We start from the raw sequence: 23,679 nt of genomic DNA, 5'->3' as shown, positions 1-23,679 counted from the left end.
AGGCAGGCTGCCTGCTGCGGTCGGCGTCGATTGTAATTAAGATGGGGCAGTGTTTCTTCTGCCAAGGTATCCAAACCGTGACTGCGAACAACCCGCTTCTGCAATCCCACGATCTGCCGCCCTTCTCGCAAATCCGTGCCGAACACGTGTTGCCGGCGATCGAAGCGATCCTGGCCGACAACCGTAAAGCCATTGCCGAGATCCTCGACAAGCAGCGCAAGAACCCCTCCTGGGCTGGCCTGGTGCTGGCCATGGATGAACTGAACGACCGCCTGGGTGCTGCCTGGAGCCCGGTCAGCCACCTGAATGCGGTGTGCAACAGCGCTGAACTGCGCGAGGCCTATGAGTCGTGCCTGCCGGCGTTGAGCGCCTACTCTACCGAACTGGGTCAGAACCGTGCGCTGTTCGACGCCTACCAGGCTTTGATCAACAGCCCCGAAGCCGCCGGTTTCGACGTGGCGCAAAAGACTATCCTCGAGCATGCCCTGCGTGACTTCCGCCTGTCGGGCATCGACCTGCCGGCAGACAAGCAGCAGCGTTACGCCGAAGTGCAGAGCAAGCTCAGCGAGCTGGGTAGCCGCTTCTCCAACCAGCTGCTCGATGCGACCCAGGCCTGGACCAAGCACGTCACCGACGAAGCCGCGCTGGCTGGCCTGACCGACTCGGCCAAGGCGCAAATGGCCGCCGCTGCCCAGGCCAAGGGCCTCGACGGCTGGCTGATCACCCTGGAATTCCCCAGCTACTACGCAGTCATGACCTACGCCAGTGATCGCGCCCTGCGCGAAGAGCTGTACGCCGCCTACTGCACCCGCGCCTCGGACCAGGGCCCGAACGCCGGCCAGTTCGACAACGGCCCGGTGATGCAGGAAATCCTCGGCCTGCGCCAGGAGCTGGCCGAACTGTTGGGCTACAAGAACTACGCCGAGCTGAGCCTGGCCACCAAGATGGCCGAGTCCAGCGACCAGGTGCTGAACTTCCTGCGTGACCTGGCCAAGCGTTCCAAGCCATTTGCCGCCCAGGACCTGGAGCAACTGAAAGCCTACGCCGCCGAACAAGGCTGCCCTGAGCTGGCCAGCTGGGACGCCGGCTACTTTGGCGAGAAACTGCGCGAGCAACGCTACAGCGTTTCGCAGGAAGCCCTGCGTGCTTACTTCCCGATCGACAAGGTGCTGAGCGGCCTGTTCAGCATCGTGCAGCGCCTGTACGGCATCGAAATCGCTGAGCTCAAGGGCTTCGACAGCTGGCACCCGGACGTGCGTCTGTTCGAAATCAAAGAAAACGGCCAGCACGTCGGCCGCTTCTTCTTCGACCTGTACGCCCGCGCCAACAAGCGCGGCGGTGCCTGGATGGACGGCGCCCGCGACCGTCGTCGCACTGCCGCTGGCGAGCTGCAGAGCCCGGTGGCCAACCTGGTGTGCAACTTCACCCCGGCCGCACCCGGCAAGCCGGCGCTGCTGACGCACGATGAAGTCACCACCCTGTTCCACGAGTTCGGCCACGGCCTGCACCACATGCTGACCCGCATCGAGCATGCCGGTGTATCCGGCATCAACGGCGTGGCCTGGGACGCGGTCGAGCTGCCGAGCCAGTTCATGGAAAACTGGTGCTGGGAGCCGGAAGGCCTGGCGCTGATCTCCGCCCACTACGAAACTGGCGCCCCCCTGCCCCAGGACCTGCTGGACAAGATGCTGGCGGCGAAGAACTTCCAGTCGGGCATGATGATGGTGCGCCAGCTGGAGTTCTCGCTGTTCGACTTCGAATTGCATGCCACCCATGGCGACGGCCGCAGCGTGTTGCAGGTGCTCGAAGGCGTGCGCGACGAGGTGTCGGTGATGCGCCCACCGGCGTACAACCGCTTCCCCAACAGCTTTGCGCACATTTTCGCGGGCGGTTACGCCGCCGGCTACTACAGCTACAAGTGGGCCGAAGTGCTGTCGGCCGACGCCTTCTCGCGTTTCGAGGAAGAAGGCGTGCTGAATGCCGAAACTGGCCGCGCGTTCCGTGAGGCGATCCTGGCCCGTGGTGGTTCGCGCGAGCCAATGGAGCTGTTTGTCGACTTCCGTGGGCGTGAGCCTTCCATCGATGCGTTGCTGCGCCACAGTGGCCTCACCGAGAGCGCTGCAGCATGAGCGAGGTTGCTGTGAACAAGACCAAGAAACGCTTCATTGCCGGGGCGGTATGCCCAGCGTGCAGCGAGCCTGACAAGCTGATGATGTGGAGCGAAGACGACACCCCGCACCGCGAGTGTGTGGCCTGTGGCTTCACCGATACCCTCAACGAGCAGGGGCTTTCGGTGCCCAAGGAGCTTGGCACCCGGGTCAACCACCTGGCACCCAAGGCCGCGCCGGCCAAGGTGCAGACGGTGCAGTTCTTCCCGAATCCGAAGCTGAAGAAACCGGCTGAGTAATGCTGTCATGCCACCCGGGTGCAAAGCCCGGGTGGTAGATAGTCAGGCCCTCTGGCATACGCTGGCCATGCACGCTCTCTTGCTCCTTTCCACGAGCAAAGTGACACGCCATGGACAACCCTCTGCTGCAAGCTAGCCACATCCCTATCGATTTCCCTTCCATCACCCTTGAAAGCATGCGTGCGGCTTTCGATCATGTGCTACTGGCGCACGAGCAAGGGATCGAGCGCATCATCCGTGATCAGCAGGCCATGCCCACCTGGGATGACATGGTGCTGGCCGTGGACGGCCTGGACAGCCAGCTACTGGCGGTGTTGTATGCCGCCTCGCCATTGGTTGGCCGGGATGAAGCCTGGGCCAACGCCATCATCGAGTTTGACGGTAAAGCGACGGCACGTTTCGAACAGAAGTTCGTCAACATGGGTTTGCATGCACTCTATAAGCGTTTGGCCAACAGTGACATTGGCAAGCAGCTGGATGCCCAGAAACGCGCCACCTTGTGTTGGCATCTGGACAAATTTGTCTCCAGCGGGGCGTTGCTCGATGCCCCTGGCAAGGCGCGTCTGGCAGACCTTCAGGCGCAGATCGTTGTCGCCTGCAACGCATTTCGCAGCAACATCAACCGGCCAGGGCTGAGTATTACCGATGAGTCCGAGTTGAGCGGCATCCCACAGCGGATACGCGACACACTGGCTGCACGGGCGCAGGAAAGCGGTGAGCGGATCTGGTTGATAGCCTGTGACAGCGTGACCACTGATGAGGTGCTCAAGCATGCCACCAACCGCCAGCTACGTGAGCGTGTTTACCGGGCATTCCACACCCGTGGCGTCAGCCAGGATCCGCAACTGGACAACCGCTCATATCTGCAGCACCTGGCCCAACTGCGCGAGGAAAAGGCCCTTCTGCTCGGTTTTTCCGGCCATCTGGAGCAGAGCCTGCATGTGAAGAGTGCGGGTTCGGTGGCTCAGGTGCGCGGCTTTCTTCATGCCTTGGCCGATGATGTGCGCCCGGCCATGTTGCGCTGGCGCTCACAGGTGGCGCGTCAGGCTGCCGATCACGGGCTGGAGAATCCGCAACCTTGGGACTACGACTACTTGCAGGCGTCTTCGCGCGGCGAGTTGTCCAGCGAAATCCTGCGTGACTACTTCCCGCTGAACACGGTTGTCAGCGCGTTACAGGCGCTGGCGCAGAGGCTGTTTGGTATGGTGCTGCAGCCTAAGCCGCTCGGGACCTGGGATGAAAGCGTGCAGCCGTTCGAGGTGTGGCAGGACAATGCCTTCATCGGTTTTCTGTATCTGGATGCCGTGCAGCATGCCGGAAAGCAGCCAGACTCCGTGTTCACCACATACATACGCAACCGCCGGGTCGATGCCGAGGGTATCTACCAGGCCGCGTCGGTGGTGGTTTTCAGCGATGTGCCGCAAGCACCGCCAGGCAGCCAGCCATTGCTCGACCACTTGTCACTGCGCAAGTTGTTCCATGAGTTCGGCCATGCCCTGCACCATTTACTGGTGCGTACGACGAACCACGTGATGTCCAACGTGACCGAACTGGGCACCGATGGTGTGGAGCTGTTTGGCAAGCTGTTCGAGCGTTGGGTCTGGGATGCTGATTACCTGGTGTCGATTTCGGCTCATGCAAGCGATGGCAGCCCGCTGACCCGGCGGCAAGCCGATGAATGCCTGAAGGCGCTGCGGCAGGAGGGCGTGGAGGAAATCGCGCGTCATCTGAGCCTGGCGCTGTTCGACATGGACCTGCATGCCGCACCGAACGATGGCAGGTCCTTTGAGCAGCGCCTGAATGAGGCCCGTGAGCGCTGTGGCTACTGGCCACTCGCTGATTTCGAGCACCCGGCGCATGCCTTCGACCACCTGGTGAGTGGCTACGATGCGGGTTATTACGCCTACCTGTGGTCGGATGTGCAGGCCTTTGACGTGTTCACGCGCTTCGAGGCCGAGGGCCTGTTGAACCGGGCCACGGGCCAGGCCCTGCAGGACGCGTTGTTCGCCCCAGGTGCATCGCGCCCACTGCGCGAAGGCATCGAGGTGTTTCTGGGGCGGCAATCTGAACAGGCAGCTTACCTGAGCTGGCATGGCCTGAAGTAGCCAGACCAGAGGTGCTGGAAAGATTCTGGCGTGCATTATACTGTATGTGTATACAGTATAGAGGTGAGCCATGATTCCTCCAGCACCGCAAAAGGGCCGTGGCACGGCGTACAACCCACATAACCGCTTTGCCCCGAGCCATTCGGTGGCAGTGGATGATGGCTGGTACCAAGAAGTGCCACAGACGCAAGGCACTGAAGTGCGGGTCGAGACCGCCAAGTCGGTGATCAGTCGTAACACCTCGCCCGATCTGCCCTTCGACCGCTCCATCAACCCTTACCGTGGCTGCGAGCATGGTTGCATCTACTGCTATGCCCGCCCCTCGCACGCCTATTGGGACCTTTCCCCCGGCCTCGATTTCGAGACCAAGCTGATTGCCAAGACCAACGCCGCCGACGTGCTTGCGCAACAATTGAGCAAACCGGGCTACGTGTGCGCGCCGATCAACCTGGGCTCCAACACCGACCCTTACCAACCGATCGAGCGGGAGCACATGCTCACCCGGCGGCTGCTTGAGGTTTTGCTGCGTTTTCGCCATCCGGTGACCATTGTCACCAAGGGTTCGCTGGTGTTGCGTGATCTCGACCTGCTGGCCGAGATGGCCCGCCAGCGCCTGGCGCGGGTAATGATCAGCCTGACCACGCTGGACGATGATCTCAAGCGGGTGCTGGAGCCACGCGCGGCCTCTCCCGGCGCACGGTTGAGGGCTATCCGGGTATTGCGCGAAGCGGGTGTGCCAGTGGGTGTGTTGTGTTCGCCGATGATCCCGATGATCAATGACAGTGAACTGGAACGCCTGTTGGAGGCTGCCAGGGAAGCCGGCGCACAGAGCGCGGCCTACATGATGCTGCGCCTGCCGCTGGAAGTGGCGCCACTGTTCGAGCAGTGGCTGCAAGACCATTACCCGCAACGGGCTGCGCATGTACTGAGCCTGATCCGCCAGAGCCGGGGCGGCGAGCTGTACGACAGCCGGTTTGGTGCGCGCATGCGCGGTGAAGGCGTGTTTGCCGAGCTGTTGGCCCAGCGTTTTGCCAAGGCCATGAAGCGGCTGAACTTTGAGGGGCGGGAAGCGCAGGCACTGGATTGCTCGGCATTCTGCCCACCCGGGGGCCAGATGGTGTTGTTCTGAAGCCTGTAACTCAGCTAATAACACCCAATAATTTTGCTAATCTATATTGGCAACTGATGCTTTTTTGCTATTATCCAGATCCCGCCTTTCCTGTCTGGAACGCCCGTTCTAGAGCCGTCGAATTAAGTTTCAGTTAAGTTTTCCCCGCTAGCGTAGGAAATCAGTCCACACCGACTGTGATCAATGGCCCGTGCGTGTCATCTAAATCCCTGCATAGCCAGAATCTTTCACCGGTAAAATGGATTTACCTACACACCGTCAAGAGGATGAATCATGCCCGTCAAGGACCCATCCAAGGTCGTTCCGGATGTACCCGCCGAGGGCGCCGATGCAGCCCTGAAGCACATCGTCGACGGCTTCCTGCGCTTTCACCATGACGTCTTCCCCGAGCAGCAAGAGCTGTTCAAGAAGCTCGCCACTGCGCAGACGCCGCGTGCCATGTTCATTACCTGCGCCGACTCGCGCATCGTCCCCGAGCTGATCACCCAAAGCTCGCCAGGCGACCTGTTCGTGACCCGTAACGTGGGTAACGTGGTACCGCCTTATGGCCAGATGAATGGCGGTGTTTCCAGCGCGATCGAGTACGCCGTACTTGCTCTGAAGGTGCATCACATCATTGTGTGTGGCCACTCCGACTGCGGCGCCATGCGTGCGGTACTCAACCCGCAATCGCTGACCAAGATGCCAACCGTTTCCGCCTGGTTGCGTCACGCTGAAGTGGCGCGCACCGTGGTCGAAAACAACTGCTCGTGCGGTAGCGAACACGAGACGATGCAGGTGCTGACCAAGGAAAACGTAATCGCCCAACTGCATCACTTGCGTACCCATCCTTCGGTTGCCTCGCGCCTGGCAGCCGGTGAGCTGTACATCCATGGCTGGGTCTACGACATCGAGACCAGCAAGATCGAAGCCTACGATGCCGCCAGCGACAGCTTCCTGCCCCTGGCTGCTGGCGAGCCGGTCCCCTGCGCTACCCCGAGAGGCCGCTACTAAGCGACCCATCCACCGCTAGAACCTTGATAGCCGGCTGCACCCTTCAGGGTGTGGCGCGGCCTTCTGCTGCCTTGAATTCCCTGACTGCCCTGCCGGCACGCCCGCTGGCGGCCCGCGCCTGCGCGCTCGTCAGGGGCAAACGTGCCCACGGCCAGGGGAATGGCTGTGTGACTGAGAATGGAGAAACACGGTGAACATTACACAGTTGAAAGCGGCCCTGCCGCGTGAGTTGTTGGCGTCGGTGGTGGTCTTTCTGGTGGCCTTGCCGTTGTGCATGGGCATTGCGATCGCCTCGGGCATGCCGCCGGCCAAAGGGCTGATTACTGGCATTATCGGCGGCATTGTCGTAGGTTTTCTCGCCGGTTCGCCGCTACAGGTCAGCGGCCCGGCCGCCGGCCTGGCGGTGCTGGTGTTCGAGCTGGTGCGCCAGCATGGCATGGCCATGCTTGGGCCGATTTTGCTGTTGGCCGGGGTGCTGCAGTTGCTGGCCGGGCGCCTGCGTCTGGGATGCTGGTTCCGCGTCACTGCGCCAGCGGTGGTGTACGGCATGCTGGCGGGGATTGGCGTGCTGATCGTGTTGTCGCAAGTGCATGTCATGTTCGACACCGCGCCCCAGCCTTCAGGTATGCAGAACCTGCTGGAGTTCCCGGCAACCGTGGCCGCAGCCCTGCCACGGGAAAGCGCCGGTACCGGCTGGATGGCCGGTGCGCTGGGCCTGGGTACCATCGCCATCATGTGGGGCTGGGAGCGCTTGCGGCCGCAGCGGCTGCGCTTCGTCCCGGGTGCCCTGCTGGGTGTTGCGGCGATGACCGGCATCAGCATGTGGCTGGCCTTGCCGGTCAACCGGGTGCAGGTGCCGGCAGACTTGTCCGAGGCCATCGACTGGATCCGCCCGGAAGATCTGATGCAGTTGGCCGACCCTACCCTGCTGGTCGCAGCCTTCGCCCTGGCGTTCATTGCCAGCGCTGAAACCCTGCTGTCGGCTGCGGCGGTAGACCGCATGCACAGCGGCCAGCGCTCGGACTTCGACCGTGAGTTGTCGGCCCAGGGGATCGGCAACATGCTCTGCGGTGTGTTGGGTGCTTTGCCGATGACTGGCGTGATCGTGCGCAGTTCGGCGAATGTGCAAGCGGGTGCGCAAACCCGGGCTTCGGCGATCTTCCATGGCCTTTGGCTGCTGGCGTTCGTAGTGGCGCTGAGTAGCGTGCTGCAACAGATTCCGGTGGCGAGCCTGGCGGGTGTGCTGGTGTATACCGGGGTAAAGCTTGTGGACTTCAAGGCGTTTCGCGGATTGGGCCGTTATGGCCGCATGCCGATGTTCACCTATGCGGCGACAGCGCTGGCGATCATCTTTACCGACCTGCTGACCGGCGTGCTGCTTGGCTTTGCCCTGACCTTGCTGAAGCTGGCGTTCAAGGCGGCGCGGCTGAAGATCAATCTGGTGAGCCTGGAGAAGGCTGGGCACATGGAGCTGCGGCTTAGCGGTGCGGCGACGTTCCTCAAGGTACCGGCGCTGACTCAGGTGCTGGATACTGTACCGGCGGGAACCACGCTGCATGTGCCGTTGGGTAACCTGAGCTACATCGACCACTCGTGCCTTGAGCTGCTTGAAGACTGGGGCCGCAGCAATGCGGCGAATGGGTCGCGGTTGCTGATAGAACAGCGGCGGTTGAAGCGGCGGATCGAGGGGCGGTTGCGGACTACGGCGGGGGTTGGGGCCTGAAACTGAACATCTCTATTGCCTGAACTGGCCTCTTCGCGGGTTTACTCGCGAAGAGGCCGGGACAGGATAATCAGGCGGGCTGACCCAGCTCGACACCCAGCTGCCGCGACAGGCACGGCCAGCGCTTCCAGGCCTCGCCAGTTGCCGGGCTGCTCAGTTTCTCGCGATAAGCCTCAACAGACTCCACCGCAAAGCTCTCGTCATTGAGCATTTCGTCAACCGAGTGATGCACCACCTCATCCAGCTGGTTGGCAAACTCCTCGCCAATCAGCTGGTGGGCAATCAGATTGGCGACGGTGGTATCGACCGGGATCAGCGGCTGCTGGAAGTGACGGATATACAGGTCGTTCACCTCTTCCACCAGGCGGTGCGCCAGATAGGCCTCATCCAGCAGGCAGTCCAGGCCTACATGCCCTTGCATCACGCTGGGCGGCTGCAGGAAGTAGGCCTCGGCAATTTTCAGTACAGGTTTGATCTGCGATTCGATCCCGGCTTCGCGGGCGACCTCGTGGGCGGCCTCCAGCAGTTCCGGAACCTGATCGATGTAGGCGCTGACGAAGCGCGCCAAAGTACCCTGGGCGTCCTGCTCAGGCAGTTGGATCGAGGGGTGCAGGTGGGGCAGTTGCAGCTCGAGACGCTGTTTCAATTGGCCCGTCTGGCCTTCATGTTGATGGGCTTGGCTTACCTGCTCGCGTACAGCAGCGATGTTCATGACAACTCCAGGGACATTACGTTTCAAACGGAAGACACTAAATTAGCTCGGTATACAGAATACCTAAGACCTATTTGTTATAAATCTCGCAAACGTGTGCGCTCTCCGGCATATCAAGGTGCCATTATTGCGCCATACCCCCTCAAGCGTGCGGTTTTCAGGCAATTTGGCCATTTCGTGAAGTTCATTTCACAGGCTTCATTGCGTGCCATTGGTCGCTGTCTATACTCCCGGTGAACGTGATTCGTTGATGAGGCCCGACTGCTTTTAGCAGGGGCTCGGTCGTCGAAGCCAGGCAGTCTTGACCGCCGTTCCCTCTTGCCGCAGGCCACGCCTCCGGGACAACAAGAATTAGAAGGGGAACCCGCAATGATGCGACATCCACATGTCTGGATGGGCCTCCTGTTGTGGTCGGTTTTTGGTCAGGCCAACGCGGCCTGGACCGTGAACATGCACCCGGGGGCGACGGAAGTCTCCAACGCCGTCTTCGACCTGCACATGACCATCTTCTGGATCTGCGTGATCATCGGCATCGTGGTTTTCGGCGCGATGTTCTGGTCGATGGTCATCCACCGCCGTTCCACCGGTCAGCAGGCCGCGCATTTCCACGAGCATACCTGGGTGGAAATCCTCTGGACCGTGGTGCCCTTCCTGATTCTGGTGGCCATGGCCATCCCGGCCACCAAGACCCTGATCGACATCTACGACGCCAGCGAGTCGGACATCGACATTCAGGTCACCGGTTACCAGTGGAAGTGGCACTACAAATACCTGGGCCAGGACGTGGAGTTCTTCAGCAACCTGGCCACCCCCGCCGACCAGATTCACAACAAGGCCCCCAAGGACGAGCACTACCTGCTCGAAGTCGACCAGCCGCTGGTGCTGCCGGTGGGTGCCAAAGTGCGCTTCCTGGTAACGGCCGCCGACGTGATCCATTCCTGGTGGGTGCCGGCTTTTGCGGTCAAGCGCGATGCCATCCCCGGCTTCGTCAACGAAGCCTGGACCCGTATCGAAAAGCCCGGCATCTACCGTGGCCAGTGCACCGAGCTGTGCGGCAAGGATCATGGCTTCATGCCGGTGGTGGTGGAGGTCAAGTCCAAGGCCGACTACGACACCTGGCTGGGCGAGCGCAAGGCTGAAGCCGCCAAGCTCAAAGAGTTGACCAGCAAGGAATGGACCCTGGAAGAGCTGGTGGCGCGTGGCGACAAGGTTTACCACACCACCTGCGTGGCCTGTCACCAGGCCGAAGGCCAGGGCCTGCCGCCGATGTTCCCGGCACTGAAGGGTTCGAAGATTGCCACCGGGCCGAAGGAAGGCCACTTGGGCATCGTCTTCCACGGCAAGCCCGGCACTGCCATGGCGGCGTTCGGCAAGCAGCTCTCGGAAGTCGACATTGCCGCCGTTGTCACCTACGAACGCAACGCCTGGGGCAACAACAAAGGCGACATGGTCACGCCGAAGGACGTGCTGGCGCTGAAGCAGGCAGAAGCGCAATGAACCGGGTTACTCGCGGCAATCAATGGGTTGCAGGAGACAGGACATGAGCACAGTGATCGACGACCACGCCCACGGCCATGAGCACGCCCACGGCCCGGCCAAGGGCCTGATGCGCTGGGTGCTGACCACCAACCATAAAGACATCGGCACGATGTACCTGTGGTTCAGCTTCATCATGTTCCTGCTCGGCGGCTCGTTCGCCATGGTAATCCGGGCTGAGCTGTTCCAGCCCGGGCTGCAAATCGTGGAGCCGGCGTTCTTCAACCAGATGACCACCATGCACGGCCTGATCATGGTGTTCGGCGCGGTGATGCCGGCCTTCGTCGGCCTGGCCAACTGGATGATCCCGTTGATGATCGGCGCGCCCGACATGGCCCTGCCGCGCATGAACAACTTCAGCTTCTGGTTGTTGCCGGCGGCGTTTCTGTTGCTGGTGTCGACCCTGTTCAGCCCCGGCGGCGGGCCGAATTTTGGCTGGACCTTCTACGCCCCGCTGTCCACCACCTACGCCCCGGCCAGCGTCACCTTCTTCATCTTCGCCATCCACCTGATGGGCATCAGCTCGATCATGGGCGCGATCAACGTGATCGCCACCATCCTCAACCTGCGTGCCCCCGGCATGACCCTGATGAAAATGCCACTGTTCGTCTGGACCTGGCTGATTACCGCGTTCCTGCTGATTGCGGTGATGCCGGTGCTTGCCGGTGTGGTGACCATGATGCTGATGGACATCCACTTCGGTACCAGCTTCTTCAGCGCTGCCGGTGGCGGTGACCCGGTGCTGTTCCAGCATGTGTTCTGGTTCTTCGGCCACCCCGAGGTGTACATCATGATCCTGCCCGCCTTCGGTGCGGTCAGCTCGATCATCCCGGCGTTCTCGCGCAAGCCGCTGTTCGGCTACACCTCGATGGTGTACGCCACCGGCGCGATTGCCTTCCTGTCGTTCATCGTCTGGGCCCACCACATGTTCGTGGTCGGCATCCCGGTGGTGGGCGAGTTGTTCTTCATGTACGCCACCATGCTGATCGCCGTGCCCACCGGGGTGAAGGTGTTCAACTGGGTCAGCACCATGTGGGAAGGCTCGCTCACCTTCGAGACGCCGATGCTGTTTGCCATCGCCTTCGTCATCCTGTTCACCATCGGCGGCTTCTCCGGCTTGATGCTGGCCATCGCCCCGGCGGACTTCCAATACCACGACACCTACTTCGTGGTCGCACACTTCCACTACGTGCTGGTGCCCGGGGCGATCTTCGGCATCTTCGCCTCGGCCTACTACTGGCTGCCGAAATGGACCGGCCACATGTACGACGAAACCCTCGGCAAGCTGCACTTCTGGCTGTCGTTCATCGGTATGAACATGGCCTTCTTCCCCATGCACTTCGTGGGGCTGGCCGGCATGCCACGGCGCATTCCGGACTACAACCTGCAGTTCGCCGACTTCAACATGGTGTCGTCGATCGGGGCCTTCATGTTCGGTGCCACGCAAATCTTCTTCCTGTTCATCGTCATCAAGTGCATCCGTGGCGGTGCGCCGGCACCGGCCAAGCCTTGGGATGGCGCCGAGGGCCTGGAGTGGTCGATCCCCTCGCCTGCGCCCTACCACACCTTCCAGACACCACCGGAAGTGAAATAGGAAGCCCGCCATGAACGGCCTGTCGCTCAAACGCCTGGTAACGCGCCTGCTGATGCTGACGGTGGTGATGTTCGCCTTCGGCTTCGCCCTGGTGCCGATCTACGACGTGATGTGCAAGGCCTTTGGCATCAACGGCAAGACTGGCGGGCAATACGAAGGCAGCCAGGTCAGCGACCCGTCGCGTTCGGTGCGCGTACAGTTCATGTCGACCAATGCCAGCGACATGGTCTGGGATTTCTACTCCACGGCTGACCAGTTGGAGGTCAACCCGGGTGCGGTGAACCAGATGATTTTCATTGCCTACAACCCGACCGACCGGCCGATGAGTGCGCAGGCGATACCCAGTATTACCCCGGCCGAGGCCGCCGCGTATTTCCACAAGACCGAGTGCTTCTGCTTTACCCAGCAGGTGCTGCAGCCCGGCGAACGCATCGAGATGCCGGTGCGCTTCATCGTCGACCGCGACCTGCCGGCCAGCGTGAAGCACCTGACACTGGCCTACACCTTGTTCGACATCACCGCTCGCCACCCGCCGGTCGCGCATGTTGCGGCCCAGGACGTCCAGGGCGCCCGTTAAGGGAAGGAGAACAGCAATGGCAAGTCATGAGCACTACTACGTCCCGGCGCAGAGCAAGTGGCCGATCATCGCCACCATCGGCATGTTCATCACGGTGTTTGGCCTGGGCACCTGGTTCAATGACATGAAGGCCGGCCACCCGGAATCGCACGGGCCGCTGATTTTCTTCGTGGGTGCATTGTTCCTGGCCTACATGCTGTTTGGCTGGTTCGGCGCCGTGGTGAAGGAGAGCCGCGCGGGGTTGTACAGCCCGCAGCTGGACCGCTCGTTCCGCTGGGGCATGAGCTGGTTCATCTTCTCCGAGGTGATGTTCTTCCTCGCCTTTTTCGGTGCGCTGTTCTACGTGCGTGTGCTGGCTGGGCCGTGGCTGGGGGGCGAAGGGGCCAAAGGGGTTGCGCACATGTTGTGGCCGACTTTCGAGTTCAACTGGCCGCTGCTGCACACGCCCGACCCAAAACTGTTCCCGCCGCCCAAGGAAGTGATCGACCCGTGGCACCTGCCGCTGATCAACACCATCCTACTGGTCAGTTCCAGTGTGACCATCACCATTGCGCACCATGCGTTGCGCCGTGATCACCGTGGACCACTGAAGTTCTGGATGGCGCTGACCATTCTTCTGGGTATCAGCTTCATTACGTTGCAGGCCTACGAGTACCACGAGGCCTATACCAAGCTGGGCCTGACGCTGGGTTCGGGGATCTACGGGGCGACGTTCTTCATGCTGACCGGCTTCCACGGCGCCCACGTGACGTTGGGGACGATCATCCTGATCGTGATGTTCGTGCGCATTGTGCGTGGGCATTTCAACCCGGAGAAACATTTCGGCTTCGAGGCGGCCAGTTGGTACTGGCACTTCGTCGATGTGGTGTGGGTTGGGTTGTTCATCTTTGTATACGTGCTGTAGGAGCGAGGCCAGGTACTCAGAGATTCAGAAGGGAGCATGGGAAACCAGCTGACCGCTGATCAAGCCCCAGGCAACTAGGCCAATGGTCAGGGCCGCCAGGGTCACCCGCACGGTCAGCGCCTTGAGCAGGCGGGTCGAGTTTTCATCGTCCTTGACCAGAAACACCAGGCCACTGAACAGGCTGGCAATCGTGGCCAACAGCATCAGGACAATCGCGGCCTTGAGCATGGCGCTACTCCGGGGGGATGCGGTGATGTGGATAAGTATAGCGAGGCGCCCATGAGGCCGTTTCGCCCAGGCTGGGTACCGACCCTGGTGGTGCTTGCACTGCTACCGGGCCTGATAGCGCTTGGCTGCTGGCAACTCGGCCGTGCCGAGGAAAAGCGCACCCTGTTGGCCACCTATGCCGAGCGGCGGGTCGACGCGCCAATCGCCACGGCCCAGCTGGCAGCGAACGAAGACAACGCCTTGCGCCGCGTTCACCTCTATGGCCGCTTCGACGCCGGGCACAGCCTGTTGCTGGATAACCGCATGCGCGACGGCCAGGCCGGTGTCGAACTGCTGCAACCCTTCCATGACCAGGCCAGCGGCCTGTGGCTGCTGGTGAACCGCGGCTGGCTGCCCTGGCCAGACCGCCGCGTGCCCGTGCATTTCGATACCCCTTCCCAGGCCATGGCGCTGGACGCTTCAGTGTACATATCACCCGGCAGCACGTTCCAGCTGCATCCCGACCCGGAAGGCGGCCAATGGCCGCATCTGCTCACGGCCGTTGATGCCGCACAGCTCTGGCTGCAACTGGACCGCGAAGGCTACGCCCATGAGCTGCGTCTGGAACCAGGCCCGGCAGCCTATCGCCTGGATTGGCCAGTAGTCGCCATGGGCCCGGAAAAACACCTGGGGTACGCCGTGCAGTGGTTTGCCCTTTCTGCCGCATTGGTTCTGCTCTACCTCTACTTTGGCTGGCACCACAACAAGGAGAAACGCCATGGCCACCGCCACTCCACTGGACGTGCCTGAACGTGGCAAACCCAGAGCCCGCGGGCGTTTGCAGCTGCTGTTGATCTTGCTGGTGGTACTCGGGCCGATGATCCTGGCCACCAGCATGTACAAGCTCAAGTTCTGGGTGCCGGAAGGCCGCAGCTACCACGGCGCGATGATCGGTAACGGTGAGAGCCGTGCCGATATCGGCGTGGCGGGCGAGGACGCGCGTTGGCAACTCTTGGTCAGCGCCCCCGAAGCCTGTGCAGAGGATTGCCAGCGCCTGGTGTACCTGGCCCGGCAGATCCAAGTCGGCCTGGGCCGCGATGCCAGCCGCGCCAGCCATGCGCTGGCCGCCGCCCAGCCGCTGAGCGACGACTACCAGGCGCTGCTTGGCCGTGAGTACCCGCAACTGCAACGTTACCCGCTGGATGCCCAGCACTACCTGCAGAAGGTTGGCGAGCCTGGCCCGCAGCTGTGGATCGTCGACCCGCACGGCAACCTGGTGCTGCGTTACGACGGCAAGGTCAACGGCAAGCATGTGCTGGACGACCTGCGCCACCTGCTCAAGCTGTCCAACATCGGCTAGGAGCCTGCCATGGCCAGACCTGGATTCCGCTTGGCTGTATTCGCCACCCTGCTGGCACTGCTGGTCGTCCTGCTTGGCGCCTATACCCGCCTGACCCACGCCGGCCTGGGCTGCCCGGACTGGCCGGGTTGCTACGGCTTCATCAGCGTGCCCAAGAGCGAGGCCCAGTTGGCCCATGCCGAGCTGCACTTCCCCGATCACCCCGTGGAAGAGGCCAAGGGCTGGGCCGAGATGGTCCATCGCTACTTCGCCGGCACGCTGGCCGTGGTGATTGCCCTGCTCGCCTTTCAGGCGGTGCGCCGGCATGCTCGCGATGGCCAGCCCTATCGCCTGCCTGTGTTGTTACTGGGTGTGGTGCTGGCCCAGGCGGCTTTCGGCATGTGGACGGTTACCCTGAAGCTGTGGCCACAGGTGGTCACCGCGCACTTGCTCGGCGGGTTCACTACGTTGAGCCTGCTGTTCCTGCTATCCCTGCGTCTATCCCGGGCTTTTGCGCCATTGCCCAAGTTGCCGTTGAGCTTGCGCCGGATCGCTGCATTGGCCCTGCTGGTGGTGATCGGTCAGATCGCCCTGGGCGGTTGGGTCAGTGCCAACTACGCAGCGGTCGCCTGCATTGACCTGCCCACTTGCCATGGCCAGTGGTGGCCGGCGGCGGACTTCAGCAACGGCTTTCACCTGACCCAGCACGTGGGCCCCAACTACCTCGGCGGGCAACTGGACAGTGATGCACGCACGGCCATCCACATCAGCCATCGGCTGGGGGCATTGTTGGTGACTTGCGTGCTTTTGATGCTGAGCTGGAAGCTGCACCGCTGTGGCCTCCCCGGTCTGGCGCGGCTGGTACTGTTGGCGCTGGCCCTGCAAGTGGGCCTGGGCATCAGCAATGTGTTGTTCCACCTGCCGCTGGCGGTGGCTGTGGCGCACAACGCGGGTGGGGCGATGTTGCTGCTGAGCATGGTGCTGGTGAACTATCGCATTCGCGTGGTCGACAAGGTGCGCGTGGGTGTCGGCCACGGCTGGCGCCTGCGGCCGGTGGCCGGCGTGGGCACTTCCCATCACATGAGGAACGATTCGTGGCGACGCTTCTGAGCGCACGGCGGGCCAGCTGGCGCGATTACCTGGAGCTGACCAAGCCCAAGGTGGTGGTGCTGATGCTGATTACCTCGCTGGCAGGCATGTTCCTCGCCACCCGGGCCGGCGTGAGCTGGAGCGTGCTGCTGTTCGGCAACCTGGGCATCGGCTTGTGTGCAGGTGGTGCGGCGGTGGTCAACCATGTGGTGGATCGGCGCATCGATGCGCTGATGGCCCGTACCCACAAGCGGCCCCTGGCCCAGGGCCGGGTCGAGCCACTGCCCGCACTGTCGTTCGCCTTGGCGCTCGCACTGTTGGGCATGGCGCTGCTGCTGGTGTTCACCAACGCCCTGACCGCCTGGCTTACCCTGGCGTCCTTGCTCGGCTATGCGGTGCTCTACACCGGCTTTCTCAAGCGTGCCACGCCACAGAACATCGTCATCGGTGGCTTGGCCGGCGCCGCCCCGCCGCTGCTTGGCTGGGTGGCCGTGAGCGGCCATGTCAGCGCCGAACCCTTGCTGCTGGTGCTGATCATCTTCGCCTGGACGCCACCGCACTTCTGGGCCTTGGCCATCCACCGCAAGGAAGAATACGCCAAAGCCGATATCCCGATGCTGCCGGTGACCCACGGCGAGCGCTACACCAAGCTGCATATCCTGCTGTACACCCTGGTATTGCTGGCGGTCAGCCTGTTGCCGTATGCCATCCACATGAGCGGCCCGCTGTACCTGGCCTGTGCCCTGGCGCTGGGCCTGCGCTTCCTGCAATGGGCCTGGGTGTTGTACCGTGGCAGCCGGCCGCACGCGGCGATCGGCACCTTCAAGTACTCTATCGGTTACCTGTTTGCGCTGTTCATCGCGTTGCTCCTCGACCACTACCTGTTGCTGAACCTATGACCCGAACCCAGAAAACCGTCTTTATCCTCGTTGCCTTGGTCGCGCTGATCATGGGCCTGACTGTCAACAAGGTGCTCAATGGCCGCGACCAGCCCAATCCTACCGAGCTGATCGACGCCGGCATCATCCTGCTGCCGCAGAGCCGTACCGTGGCTGACGTGACCATGACCAACCAGGATGGCCAGCCAGTGCAACTGGATGACCTGAAGGGCAAATGGTCGCTGCTGTTCTTCGGCTACACCTACTGCCCGGACATCTGCCCGACTACCTTGGCCCAGTTGCGCCAGGTGAAGAGCGAGTTGCCCAAGGAAACCGTTGACCGGCTGCAGGTGGTGTTGGTGAGTGTGGACCCGAACCGCGACACGCCGAACCAGCTGAAGCAGTACCTGGGCTATTTCGACAAGGATTTTGTCGGGGTGGCGGGATCGATCGAGGATACCCAGAAGTTGGCCAATGCCTTGAGCATTCCGTTCATTCCGGCCGATACCAGCAAGCCGGGGTATACCGTGGATCACAGTGGTAACCTGGCGGTTGTGGGGCCGGATGGGCGTCAGCGTGGGTTTATTCGTGCGCCGTTCAACAACCAGAAGCTGGTGGCGCAGTTGCCCGGGCTGGTCAAGCGAGATTGATGAGGCTTTAAAAGCTTCGCGGGCAAGCCCGCGAAGAATCCAGCGCGATGTGACGGCTTAGAACGCCGGAACGACGGCGCCCTTGTACTTCTCGACGATGAACTGCTTCACCTCAGGCGAGTGCAGCGCAGCGGCCAGCTTCTTCATGTCTTCCGAGTCTTTGTTGTCCGGGCGGGCAACCAGGATATTCACGTAAGGCGAGTCACTGCCTTCGATGGCCAGCGCGTCCTTCTCCGGGTTCAGCTTGGCTTCCAGCGCGTAGTTGGTGTTGATCAGGGCGGCATCGACCTGGGTCAGCACGCGCGGGATGGTGGCCGCTTCCAGCTCACGGAACTTGATGCTTTTCGGGTTCTCGGCAACATCCTTCACGGTGGACAGGATGTTCTTGTTGTCCTTCAGCTTGATCACACCGGCCTTGTCCAGCAGCAACAGGGCGCGGCCGCCGTTGGTGGCGTCGTTGGGGATGACCACGGTGGCGCCGGAAGACAGCTCGTCCAGCTTCTTGATCTTGGTCGAGTACACGCCCAGCGGCTCGATGTGCACGCCGGCTACGCTCACCAGTTGGGTGCCCTTGGCCTTGTTGAACTCATCCAGGTACGGCTGGTGCTGGAAGAAGTTGGCGTCCAGGCGCTTTTCGGCCACCTGCACGTTCGGCTGGATGTAGTCGGTGAACTCCTTCACCTTCAGCTCCACGCCCTCTTTCGCCAGCTGTGGTTTGACGAAGTTGAGGATCTCGGCGTGCGGCACCGGGGTGGCGGCAACGGTCAGGGTATCGGCGTGGGCCGAGAAGGCCGCGACAGCGGCAGCAACAGCAAGCAGCTTCTTCATCAATCACTCCTTGTGAGGGCCGCGACGGCCCCCGAACGGGTCGGCCAGGCCGACCCCATTGGGGTTACTTACGGGAAAAATGCACGACCAGTTTGTCGCCCACGCTCTGCAGTACTTGAACCAGTACCAGCAGCAGTACCACGGTCACTACCATTACATCGGTCTGGAAGCGCTGGTAACCGAAGCGAATCGCCAGGTCGCCCAGGCCACCGGCACCGACCACACCGGCCATGGCGGTGTACGACACCAGGGTGATGGCCGTTACGGTGATGGCCGCGAAGATGCCCGGGCGGGCTTCCGGCAGTAGCGCACTGGTGATGATCTGGCGGGTGGTGGCGCCCATCGACTGGGTAGCTTCGATGATGCCGCGGTCCACTTCACGCAGGGCGGTTTCCACCAGGCGCGCGAAGAACGGCGTGGCACCTACCACCAGCGGCGGAATGGCGCCGGCAACGCCCAGCGAGGTGCCGGTGATCAGCACGGTGAACGGGATCATCACGATCAGCAGGATGATGAACGGCAGCGAGCGCAGGATGTTCACCACCAGCGACAGCAGCGCATACACGCCCTTTTGCTCGAACATCTGCTTAGGCCCGCAGAGGAACAGCAGCACGCCCAGCGGCAGGCCCAGCAGCACGGTGAAGAACAACGAGCCGAACAACATGATCATGGTATCGACGGTGGCCAGCCAGATTTCGGCCCAGTCGACGTTTGCAAAGAAATTCAGGGCGTCCATCAACGCAGTACCTCCATATGTACGTCAGCTGCCTTGAAGCGGGCGAATGCCGCTTCCATGTCACCGCCGATCAGGGCGAGGGTGAGCTGGCCATAGGGGACATCCTTGATGCGGTCGATACGCCCGGCGAGGATGCTGTAGTCCACACCGGTTTCGCGGGCCACGGTGCCCAGCAGCGGCGCGTAGGTGGCGTCGCCCTGGAAGGTCAGGCGCACGATGCGGCCTGGTACATGGGCGAAATCGTCGCGCTGTTCGCCTTCGTCGACTTGCTCGTCTTCCTGGACAAAGCGCTTGGTGGTGGGGTGCTGCGGGTGCAGGAACACATCGGCCACCGAGCCTTGCTCGACGATCTGGCCGGCGTCCATCACTGCCACGCGGTCGCAGACACGGCGGATCACGTCCATTTCATGGGTGATCAGCACGATGGTCAGCTTCAGCTCACGGTTGATCTCGGCCAGCAATTGCAGGACCGAAGCCGTGGTTTGCGGGTCGAGGGCACTGGTGGCCTCGTCGCACAGCAGGATCTTCGGGTTGGTGGACAATGCGCGGGCGATGCCGACGCGCTGCTTCTGGCCACCGGACAGCTGAGCCGGGTACTTTTTGGCGTGGTCTTGCAGGCCGACACGGGCCAGCAGCTCGGTGACACGCTTGTCGATTTCGCTGCGCGACAGCTCGCCGGCCAGGGTCAGTGGCAGGGCGACGTTGTCGGCGACGGTCTTGGAGGCCAGCAGGTTGAAGTGCTGGAAGATCATCCCGACCTGCTGGCGGAAACCGCGCAACTGGCTGGCGTTGAACGCGGTGACGTCTTCGCCGTCGACGATGATCTTGCCGCCGGAGGGCTCTTCCAGGCGGTTGATCAGGCGCAGCATGGTGCTTTTGCCGGCGCCGGAATGGCCGATCAGGCCGAACACCTGGCCATCTTCGATGGTCAGGCTGGTCGGATTCAGTGCGGGGATTTCCCTACCGGCAACGCGGTAGGTTTTATGTACCTGTTGGAACTCGATCACGTAGCGAACCTTGTGGGGCGCATGAAATTTGGGTCAGCGGTTAGCTGGGGTCGCGCATTTTAGCCTTTTCCCATAGCTGTTCTTAGCATTTATTTCGTAATGCACCAATCCATCGGGCATATCGCGACAACCGGTAATCCTGATTGAACGCTCGGCAAAGCCTCCCAGTCACTAGTTGAACAAGCCCGCAACGGGCACGCCTGAAGACTGATGAGGAGAGACGACCATGCCCAGCAAGAAAACGGACGCGCCCAAGCAGAGTGAAGCCGCTGGCACCCAGACCCCGGACCGGGCCAATACCAATGCCAAGTTGCAGAGCCTGGAAACCTTCCGCAGCGACGCTACCGGCCAGGCCCTGCGCACCAACCAGGGCGTGAAGATTGCCGACAACCAGAACAGCCTCAAGGCTGGCGCACGCGGGCCGTCGCTGCTCGAAGACTTCATCATGCGCGAGAAGATCACCCACTTCGACCATGAGCGCATTCCGGAGCGCATCGTGCATGCCCGTGGTACCGGGGCGCACGGCTACTTTCAGAGTTATGGCAACCATGCGGATCTGACCAAAGCCGGTTTCCTGCAAGACCCGGACAAGATCACACCGGTGTTTGTACGCTTTTCCACCGTGCAGGGTCCCCGTGGTTCGGGGGATACCGTGCGTGATGTGCGCGGTTTCGCGGTCAAGTTCTATACCGACGAAGGTAACTTCGACCTGGTCGGCAACAACATGCCGGTCTTCTTCATCCAGGATGCCATCAAGTTCCCCGATTTTGTGCATGCGGTCAAACCCGAGCCGCATAACGAGATTCCTACCGGTGGCTCGGCCCACGATACGTTCTGGGATTTCGTTTCGCTGGTGCCGGAGTCGGCCCACATGGTGATGTGGGCCATGTCCGACCGGGCTATCCCGCGCAGCTTGCGCATGATGGAAGGCTTTGGCGTGCATACCTTCCGCCTGATCAACGCCGAGGGCGTGGCCAGTTTCGTCAAGTTCCACTGGAAGCCGCGCCAGGGCGTGCATTCGCTGCTGTGGGACGAGGCGCAGAAACTGGCGGGCAAGGACACTGACTTCCAGCGCCGTGACTTGTGGGAGGCGATCGAGACCGGCGATTACCCAGAATGGGAACTCGGCGTGCAGATCGTGCCGGAGGCCGACGAGCACAAGTTCGACTTCGACTTGTTGGACCCGACCAAGATCATCCCGGAAGAGCTGGTGCCCGTAACGCCCTTGGGCAAGATGGTGCTGAACCGTAACCCGGACAATTTCTTTGCCGAGGTCGAACAGGTGGCGTTCTGCCCAGGCCATATCGTGCCTGGAATCGACTTTACCAATGACCCACTGCTACAGGGCCGGCTGTTCTCGTACACCGATACCCAGATCAGCCGCCTGGGCGGGCCGAACTTCCACCAGATCCCGATCAACCGCCCGGTAGCGCCTAACCACAACAACCAGCGTGATGCCCTGCACCAGCACGTCGTGCATAAGGGGCGGGCGTCCTACGAGCCAAACTCGATCGACGGTGGTTGGCCAAAGGAAACCCCGGCAGCGGCGCAGGACGGTGGTTTCGAGAGCTACCAGGAGCGTATCGATGCGCACAAGATTCGTCAGCGCAGCGAGTCGTTCGGTGATCACTTCTCGCAAGCCCGGCTGTTCTTCCAGAGCATGAGCCCGACCGAGCAGCAGCACATCATCAAGGCTTACAGCTTCGAGTTGGGCAAAGTGGAGCGCGAACATATCCGCGCCCGGGAAGTGAATGAAATTCTCGCCAATATCGATTTGAAGCTGGCGGCGGCAGTTGCAGCCAACCTGGGCCTGCCTGCGCCGAAAGCGGGTACGGTGCAGGTGAAGGGCAGCCAGCTGGCTCAATCACCGGCCTTGAGCCAGATGAACCACCCAGGTTCGGTGGGTATCAAGGGGCGCAAGATTGCCGTGCTGGTGGCCAATGGCGTGGACGCTGCAAGCGTGGACAAACTGATCAAGGCCCTGGAGGCGCACAGTGCCCGGCCGATGCTGTTGGGGCCGACCTCGGCGCCGGTAAAGGCGACGGATGGCAAGCAACTGCCGGTGGAGGCATCGATGGAGGGGATGCCATCGATCATGTTCGACGGGATTGTCGTGCCATCAGGTAAGGCTTCGACGGATGCCTTGGCAGCCAGCGGGCTAGCCAAACACTTCTTGCTTGAAGGCTACAAGCACCTGAAGGCTATGGTGTTGACCAAGGAACTGGCGGCCGGCCTGGGACTTAAGGAAGACAAGGGCTTGCTGCTGGCGGATGACCAAAAAGCCGTGGATGCCTTTGTCAAAGCGGTTGAGGGGCATCGGGTGTGGGAGCGGGAAGCTGCTGCGGAGGCTGTGCCGGCCTAAGGGGCTGCTTTGCAGCCCATCGCCGGCAAGCCAGCTTCCACAGGTACTGCGCAGGCCTTGGGCGTTATGCACTACCTGTGGGAGCTGGCTTGCCGGCGATAGGGCCCTAGAGTTTTATTGCTGGTGCGGCACCAAAACCACTTGGGCCGGCAGTGAGCGCTGAATCTCATGCTTCTGCTTCAGCTCAAACCCACTGTCGATCTTGCGCACGCGTTTCTCCAGCAAGGTCTTCAGCCAAGGGGCATCGTTAGTACGCGGCACCTGGAAAACCACTTCGCAGTCATAGCTCACCACATCGGCGGCAATGTCATCGAGCTGGCGGCGCATGGCACGGCTGTCGGTGGTCTTCAAGGCCACCACCGTGCTTGGCGCTGTCGGGTCGATGATGCGTGCCTTGGGCTTCGCTTCAGCTGCTTTCAAGGCAGCTTCTGCCTTCTCCAGCTCGGCCTTGCGTGCCTGGGACAGGGGATCGCCACCGGTCACCGCCGGGGCTTGCGGCATCAGTGCACGGGCACGGGCCAGGGCGGTAGCTGCTGCGTTCACATCGCCCTTTTGCAGGACGATCTGACTGCGTTGCAGATAGGCTTCGGCCAACTGACGCTGGTATTGCTCCAGGCGCGCGTCATCCGGCGACTGGGCCTGCAGGGCTGCCAGCTGGTCTTCGGCGGTGGCCAGCTCATTGCTGGCGATGTTTTGTTGCAACTGCTGCCAGGCATCGGCTTGGGCAGGTACAGCGGCCTGTTCGACCGGCGCGCTGGAGCAAGCAGCCAGGAACAGGGAAAACGCGGCAACAAGCAGATAACGGGAGGCGAACGGCTTCATTCCTGCGACTCTCTATTTGCGCAAAAAGCGAGCAAGTCTACACCCAGGTGCGCACGCTCGAAAACAGGTCTTACAGACCCT

The 23,679-nt window shown here is 61.9% G+C and carries 22 protein-coding genes; 16 read left to right on the top strand and 6 right to left on the bottom strand.

The features are described from left to right. Positions 1-77: 77 nt before the first annotated feature. The 6 genes from prlC to PM2_RS20465 all read left to right on the top strand — a co-directional run bounded on the left by prlC (position 78) and on the right by PM2_RS20465 (position 8,357). Positions 78-2,129: an oligopeptidase A gene (prlC, locus tag PM2_RS20490; RefSeq protein WP_232890132.1), complete on the top strand. Its 2,052-nt coding sequence runs from the start codon at positions 78-80 to the stop codon at positions 2,127-2,129. Next, positions 2,126-2,407 carry a YheV family putative zinc ribbon protein gene (locus PM2_RS20485; protein WP_016712822.1) on the top strand — a complete coding sequence of 94 codons (282 nt, stop codon included), beginning with the start codon at positions 2,126-2,128 and terminating at the stop codon, positions 2,405-2,407. Before prlC ends, PM2_RS20485 begins: the two co-directional genes overlap by 4 nt. A gap of 110 nt (positions 2,408-2,517) precedes the next feature. After that, positions 2,518-4,512 (top strand): M3 family metallopeptidase, encoded by a 1,995-nt coding sequence (locus tag PM2_RS20480; protein ID WP_028699533.1) that lies wholly within the window; start codon positions 2,518-2,520, stop codon positions 4,510-4,512. A 70-nt stretch (positions 4,513-4,582) separates the two neighbouring features. After that, the gene (locus tag PM2_RS20475; protein WP_016712824.1) at positions 4,583-5,641 is read left to right on the top strand and encodes a PA0069 family radical SAM protein; all 1,059 of its coding nucleotides are present in this window, start codon (positions 4,583-4,585) and stop codon (positions 5,639-5,641) included. Positions 5,642-5,914: 273 nt separating this feature from the next. Continuing rightward, on the top strand, positions 5,915-6,634 hold the full coding sequence (locus PM2_RS20470) for a carbonic anhydrase (protein ID WP_016712825.1): 720 nt from the start codon (positions 5,915-5,917) through the stop codon (positions 6,632-6,634). 190 nt (positions 6,635-6,824) lie between these two features. Continuing rightward, positions 6,825-8,357 (top strand): SulP family inorganic anion transporter, encoded by a 1,533-nt coding sequence (locus tag PM2_RS20465; protein ID WP_016712826.1) that lies wholly within the window; start codon positions 6,825-6,827, stop codon positions 8,355-8,357. Positions 8,358-8,427: 70 nt separating this feature from the next. Here PM2_RS20465 and PM2_RS20460 read toward each other — a convergent pair whose 3' ends face one another. Beyond that, a complete protein-coding gene (locus PM2_RS20460; protein ID WP_016712827.1) occupies positions 8,428-9,069 on the bottom strand; it encodes a hypothetical protein in 642 nt (213 codons plus the stop codon). 369 nt (positions 9,070-9,438) lie between these two features. On the opposite strand from PM2_RS20460, the gene coxB reads away from it, so the two are divergent. From coxB to PM2_RS20440, 4 genes are read left to right on the top strand one after another with little or no spacing between them, the layout of a single operon-like run. Continuing rightward, the gene (gene coxB / locus PM2_RS20455; protein ID WP_016712828.1) at positions 9,439-10,566 is read left to right on the top strand and encodes a cytochrome c oxidase subunit II; all 1,128 of its coding nucleotides are present in this window, start codon (positions 9,439-9,441) and stop codon (positions 10,564-10,566) included. Between the two features lie 43 nt (positions 10,567-10,609). Beyond that, complete coding sequence (ctaD, locus tag PM2_RS20450; protein ID WP_016497403.1) at positions 10,610-12,199, top strand: cytochrome c oxidase subunit I; 1,590 nt, start codon at positions 10,610-10,612, stop codon at positions 12,197-12,199. Positions 12,200-12,209: 10 nt separating this feature from the next. Then, positions 12,210-12,776 carry a cytochrome c oxidase assembly protein gene (locus tag PM2_RS20445; RefSeq protein ID WP_028699532.1) on the top strand — a complete coding sequence of 189 codons (567 nt, stop codon included), beginning with the start codon at positions 12,210-12,212 and terminating at the stop codon, positions 12,774-12,776. Between the two features lie 16 nt (positions 12,777-12,792). Continuing rightward, the gene (locus PM2_RS20440; protein WP_028699531.1) at positions 12,793-13,680 is read left to right on the top strand and encodes a cytochrome c oxidase subunit 3; all 888 of its coding nucleotides are present in this window, start codon (positions 12,793-12,795) and stop codon (positions 13,678-13,680) included. A gap of 24 nt (positions 13,681-13,704) precedes the next feature. On the opposite strand, the gene PM2_RS20435 is transcribed toward PM2_RS20440, so the two are convergent. Beyond that, the gene (locus tag PM2_RS20435) at positions 13,705-13,908 is read right to left on the bottom strand and encodes a twin transmembrane helix small protein (RefSeq protein ID WP_003253030.1); all 204 of its coding nucleotides are present in this window, start codon (positions 13,906-13,908) and stop codon (positions 13,705-13,707) included. A gap of 51 nt (positions 13,909-13,959) precedes the next feature. On the opposite strand from PM2_RS20435, the gene PM2_RS20430 reads away from it, so the two are divergent. Genes PM2_RS20430 through PM2_RS20410 form a run of 5 tightly spaced genes read left to right on the top strand, consistent with a single transcriptional unit; the run spans position 13,960 to position 17,843 of the window. Then, positions 13,960-14,697, top strand: coding sequence for an SURF1 family protein (locus PM2_RS20430; RefSeq protein ID WP_028699530.1), 738 nt, complete (start codon positions 13,960-13,962; stop codon positions 14,695-14,697). Then, on the top strand, positions 14,666-15,247 hold the full coding sequence (locus PM2_RS20425) for a PA_0111/PP_0108 family redox-active disulfide protein (RefSeq protein WP_016712832.1): 582 nt from the start codon (positions 14,666-14,668) through the stop codon (positions 15,245-15,247). The genes PM2_RS20430 and PM2_RS20425 overlap by 32 nt, the downstream gene beginning before the upstream one ends. A gap of 9 nt (positions 15,248-15,256) precedes the next feature. Then, positions 15,257-16,336, top strand: coding sequence for a COX15/CtaA family protein (locus PM2_RS20420; RefSeq protein ID WP_016712833.1), 1,080 nt, complete (start codon positions 15,257-15,259; stop codon positions 16,334-16,336). Beyond that, positions 16,321-17,214, top strand: coding sequence for a heme o synthase (cyoE, locus tag PM2_RS20415; RefSeq protein ID WP_016712834.1), 894 nt, complete (start codon positions 16,321-16,323; stop codon positions 17,212-17,214). Before PM2_RS20420 ends, cyoE begins: the two co-directional genes overlap by 16 nt. After that, a complete protein-coding gene (locus tag PM2_RS20410) occupies positions 17,211-17,843 on the top strand; it encodes an SCO family protein (protein WP_016712835.1) in 633 nt (210 codons plus the stop codon). The genes cyoE and PM2_RS20410 overlap by 4 nt, the downstream gene beginning before the upstream one ends. A 57-nt stretch (positions 17,844-17,900) precedes the next feature. Here PM2_RS20410 and PM2_RS20405 read toward each other — a convergent pair whose 3' ends face one another. The 3 genes from PM2_RS20405 to PM2_RS20395 all read right to left on the bottom strand — a co-directional run bounded on the left by PM2_RS20405 (position 17,901) and on the right by PM2_RS20395 (position 20,414). Continuing rightward, positions 17,901-18,671: a MetQ/NlpA family ABC transporter substrate-binding protein gene (locus PM2_RS20405; protein ID WP_016712836.1), complete on the bottom strand. Its 771-nt coding sequence runs from the start codon at positions 18,669-18,671 to the stop codon at positions 17,901-17,903. A gap of 64 nt (positions 18,672-18,735) precedes the next feature. Further along, on the bottom strand, positions 18,736-19,407 hold the full coding sequence (locus tag PM2_RS20400) for a methionine ABC transporter permease (RefSeq protein WP_010951513.1): 672 nt from the start codon (positions 19,405-19,407) through the stop codon (positions 18,736-18,738). Further along, complete coding sequence (locus tag PM2_RS20395; protein ID WP_016712837.1) at positions 19,407-20,414, bottom strand: methionine ABC transporter ATP-binding protein; 1,008 nt, start codon at positions 20,412-20,414, stop codon at positions 19,407-19,409. Before PM2_RS20395 ends, PM2_RS20400 begins: the two co-directional genes overlap by 1 nt. A 226-nt stretch (positions 20,415-20,640) precedes the next feature. On the opposite strand from PM2_RS20395, the gene katE reads away from it, so the two are divergent. Further along, positions 20,641-22,776 (top strand): catalase HPII, encoded by a 2,136-nt coding sequence (gene katE, locus PM2_RS20390; RefSeq protein WP_016712838.1) that lies wholly within the window; start codon positions 20,641-20,643, stop codon positions 22,774-22,776. Positions 22,777-22,890: 114 nt separating this feature from the next. Here the strand turns inward: katE and PM2_RS20385 are convergent, their stop codons facing one another. Next, complete coding sequence (locus tag PM2_RS20385) at positions 22,891-23,598, bottom strand: PA5502 family lipoprotein (protein ID WP_016712839.1); 708 nt, start codon at positions 23,596-23,598, stop codon at positions 22,891-22,893. Between the last annotated feature and the right edge of the window lie 81 nt (positions 23,599-23,679).

This window comes from Pseudomonas monteilii NBRC 103158 = DSM 14164, from assembly GCF_000730605.1.
GTDB lineage: Bacteria > Pseudomonadota > Gammaproteobacteria > Pseudomonadales > Pseudomonadaceae > Aquipseudomonas > Aquipseudomonas monteilii.
The sequence above is the reverse complement of the archived record's forward strand: the minus strand, read 5'-3'. Positions and strand labels throughout refer to the sequence as shown.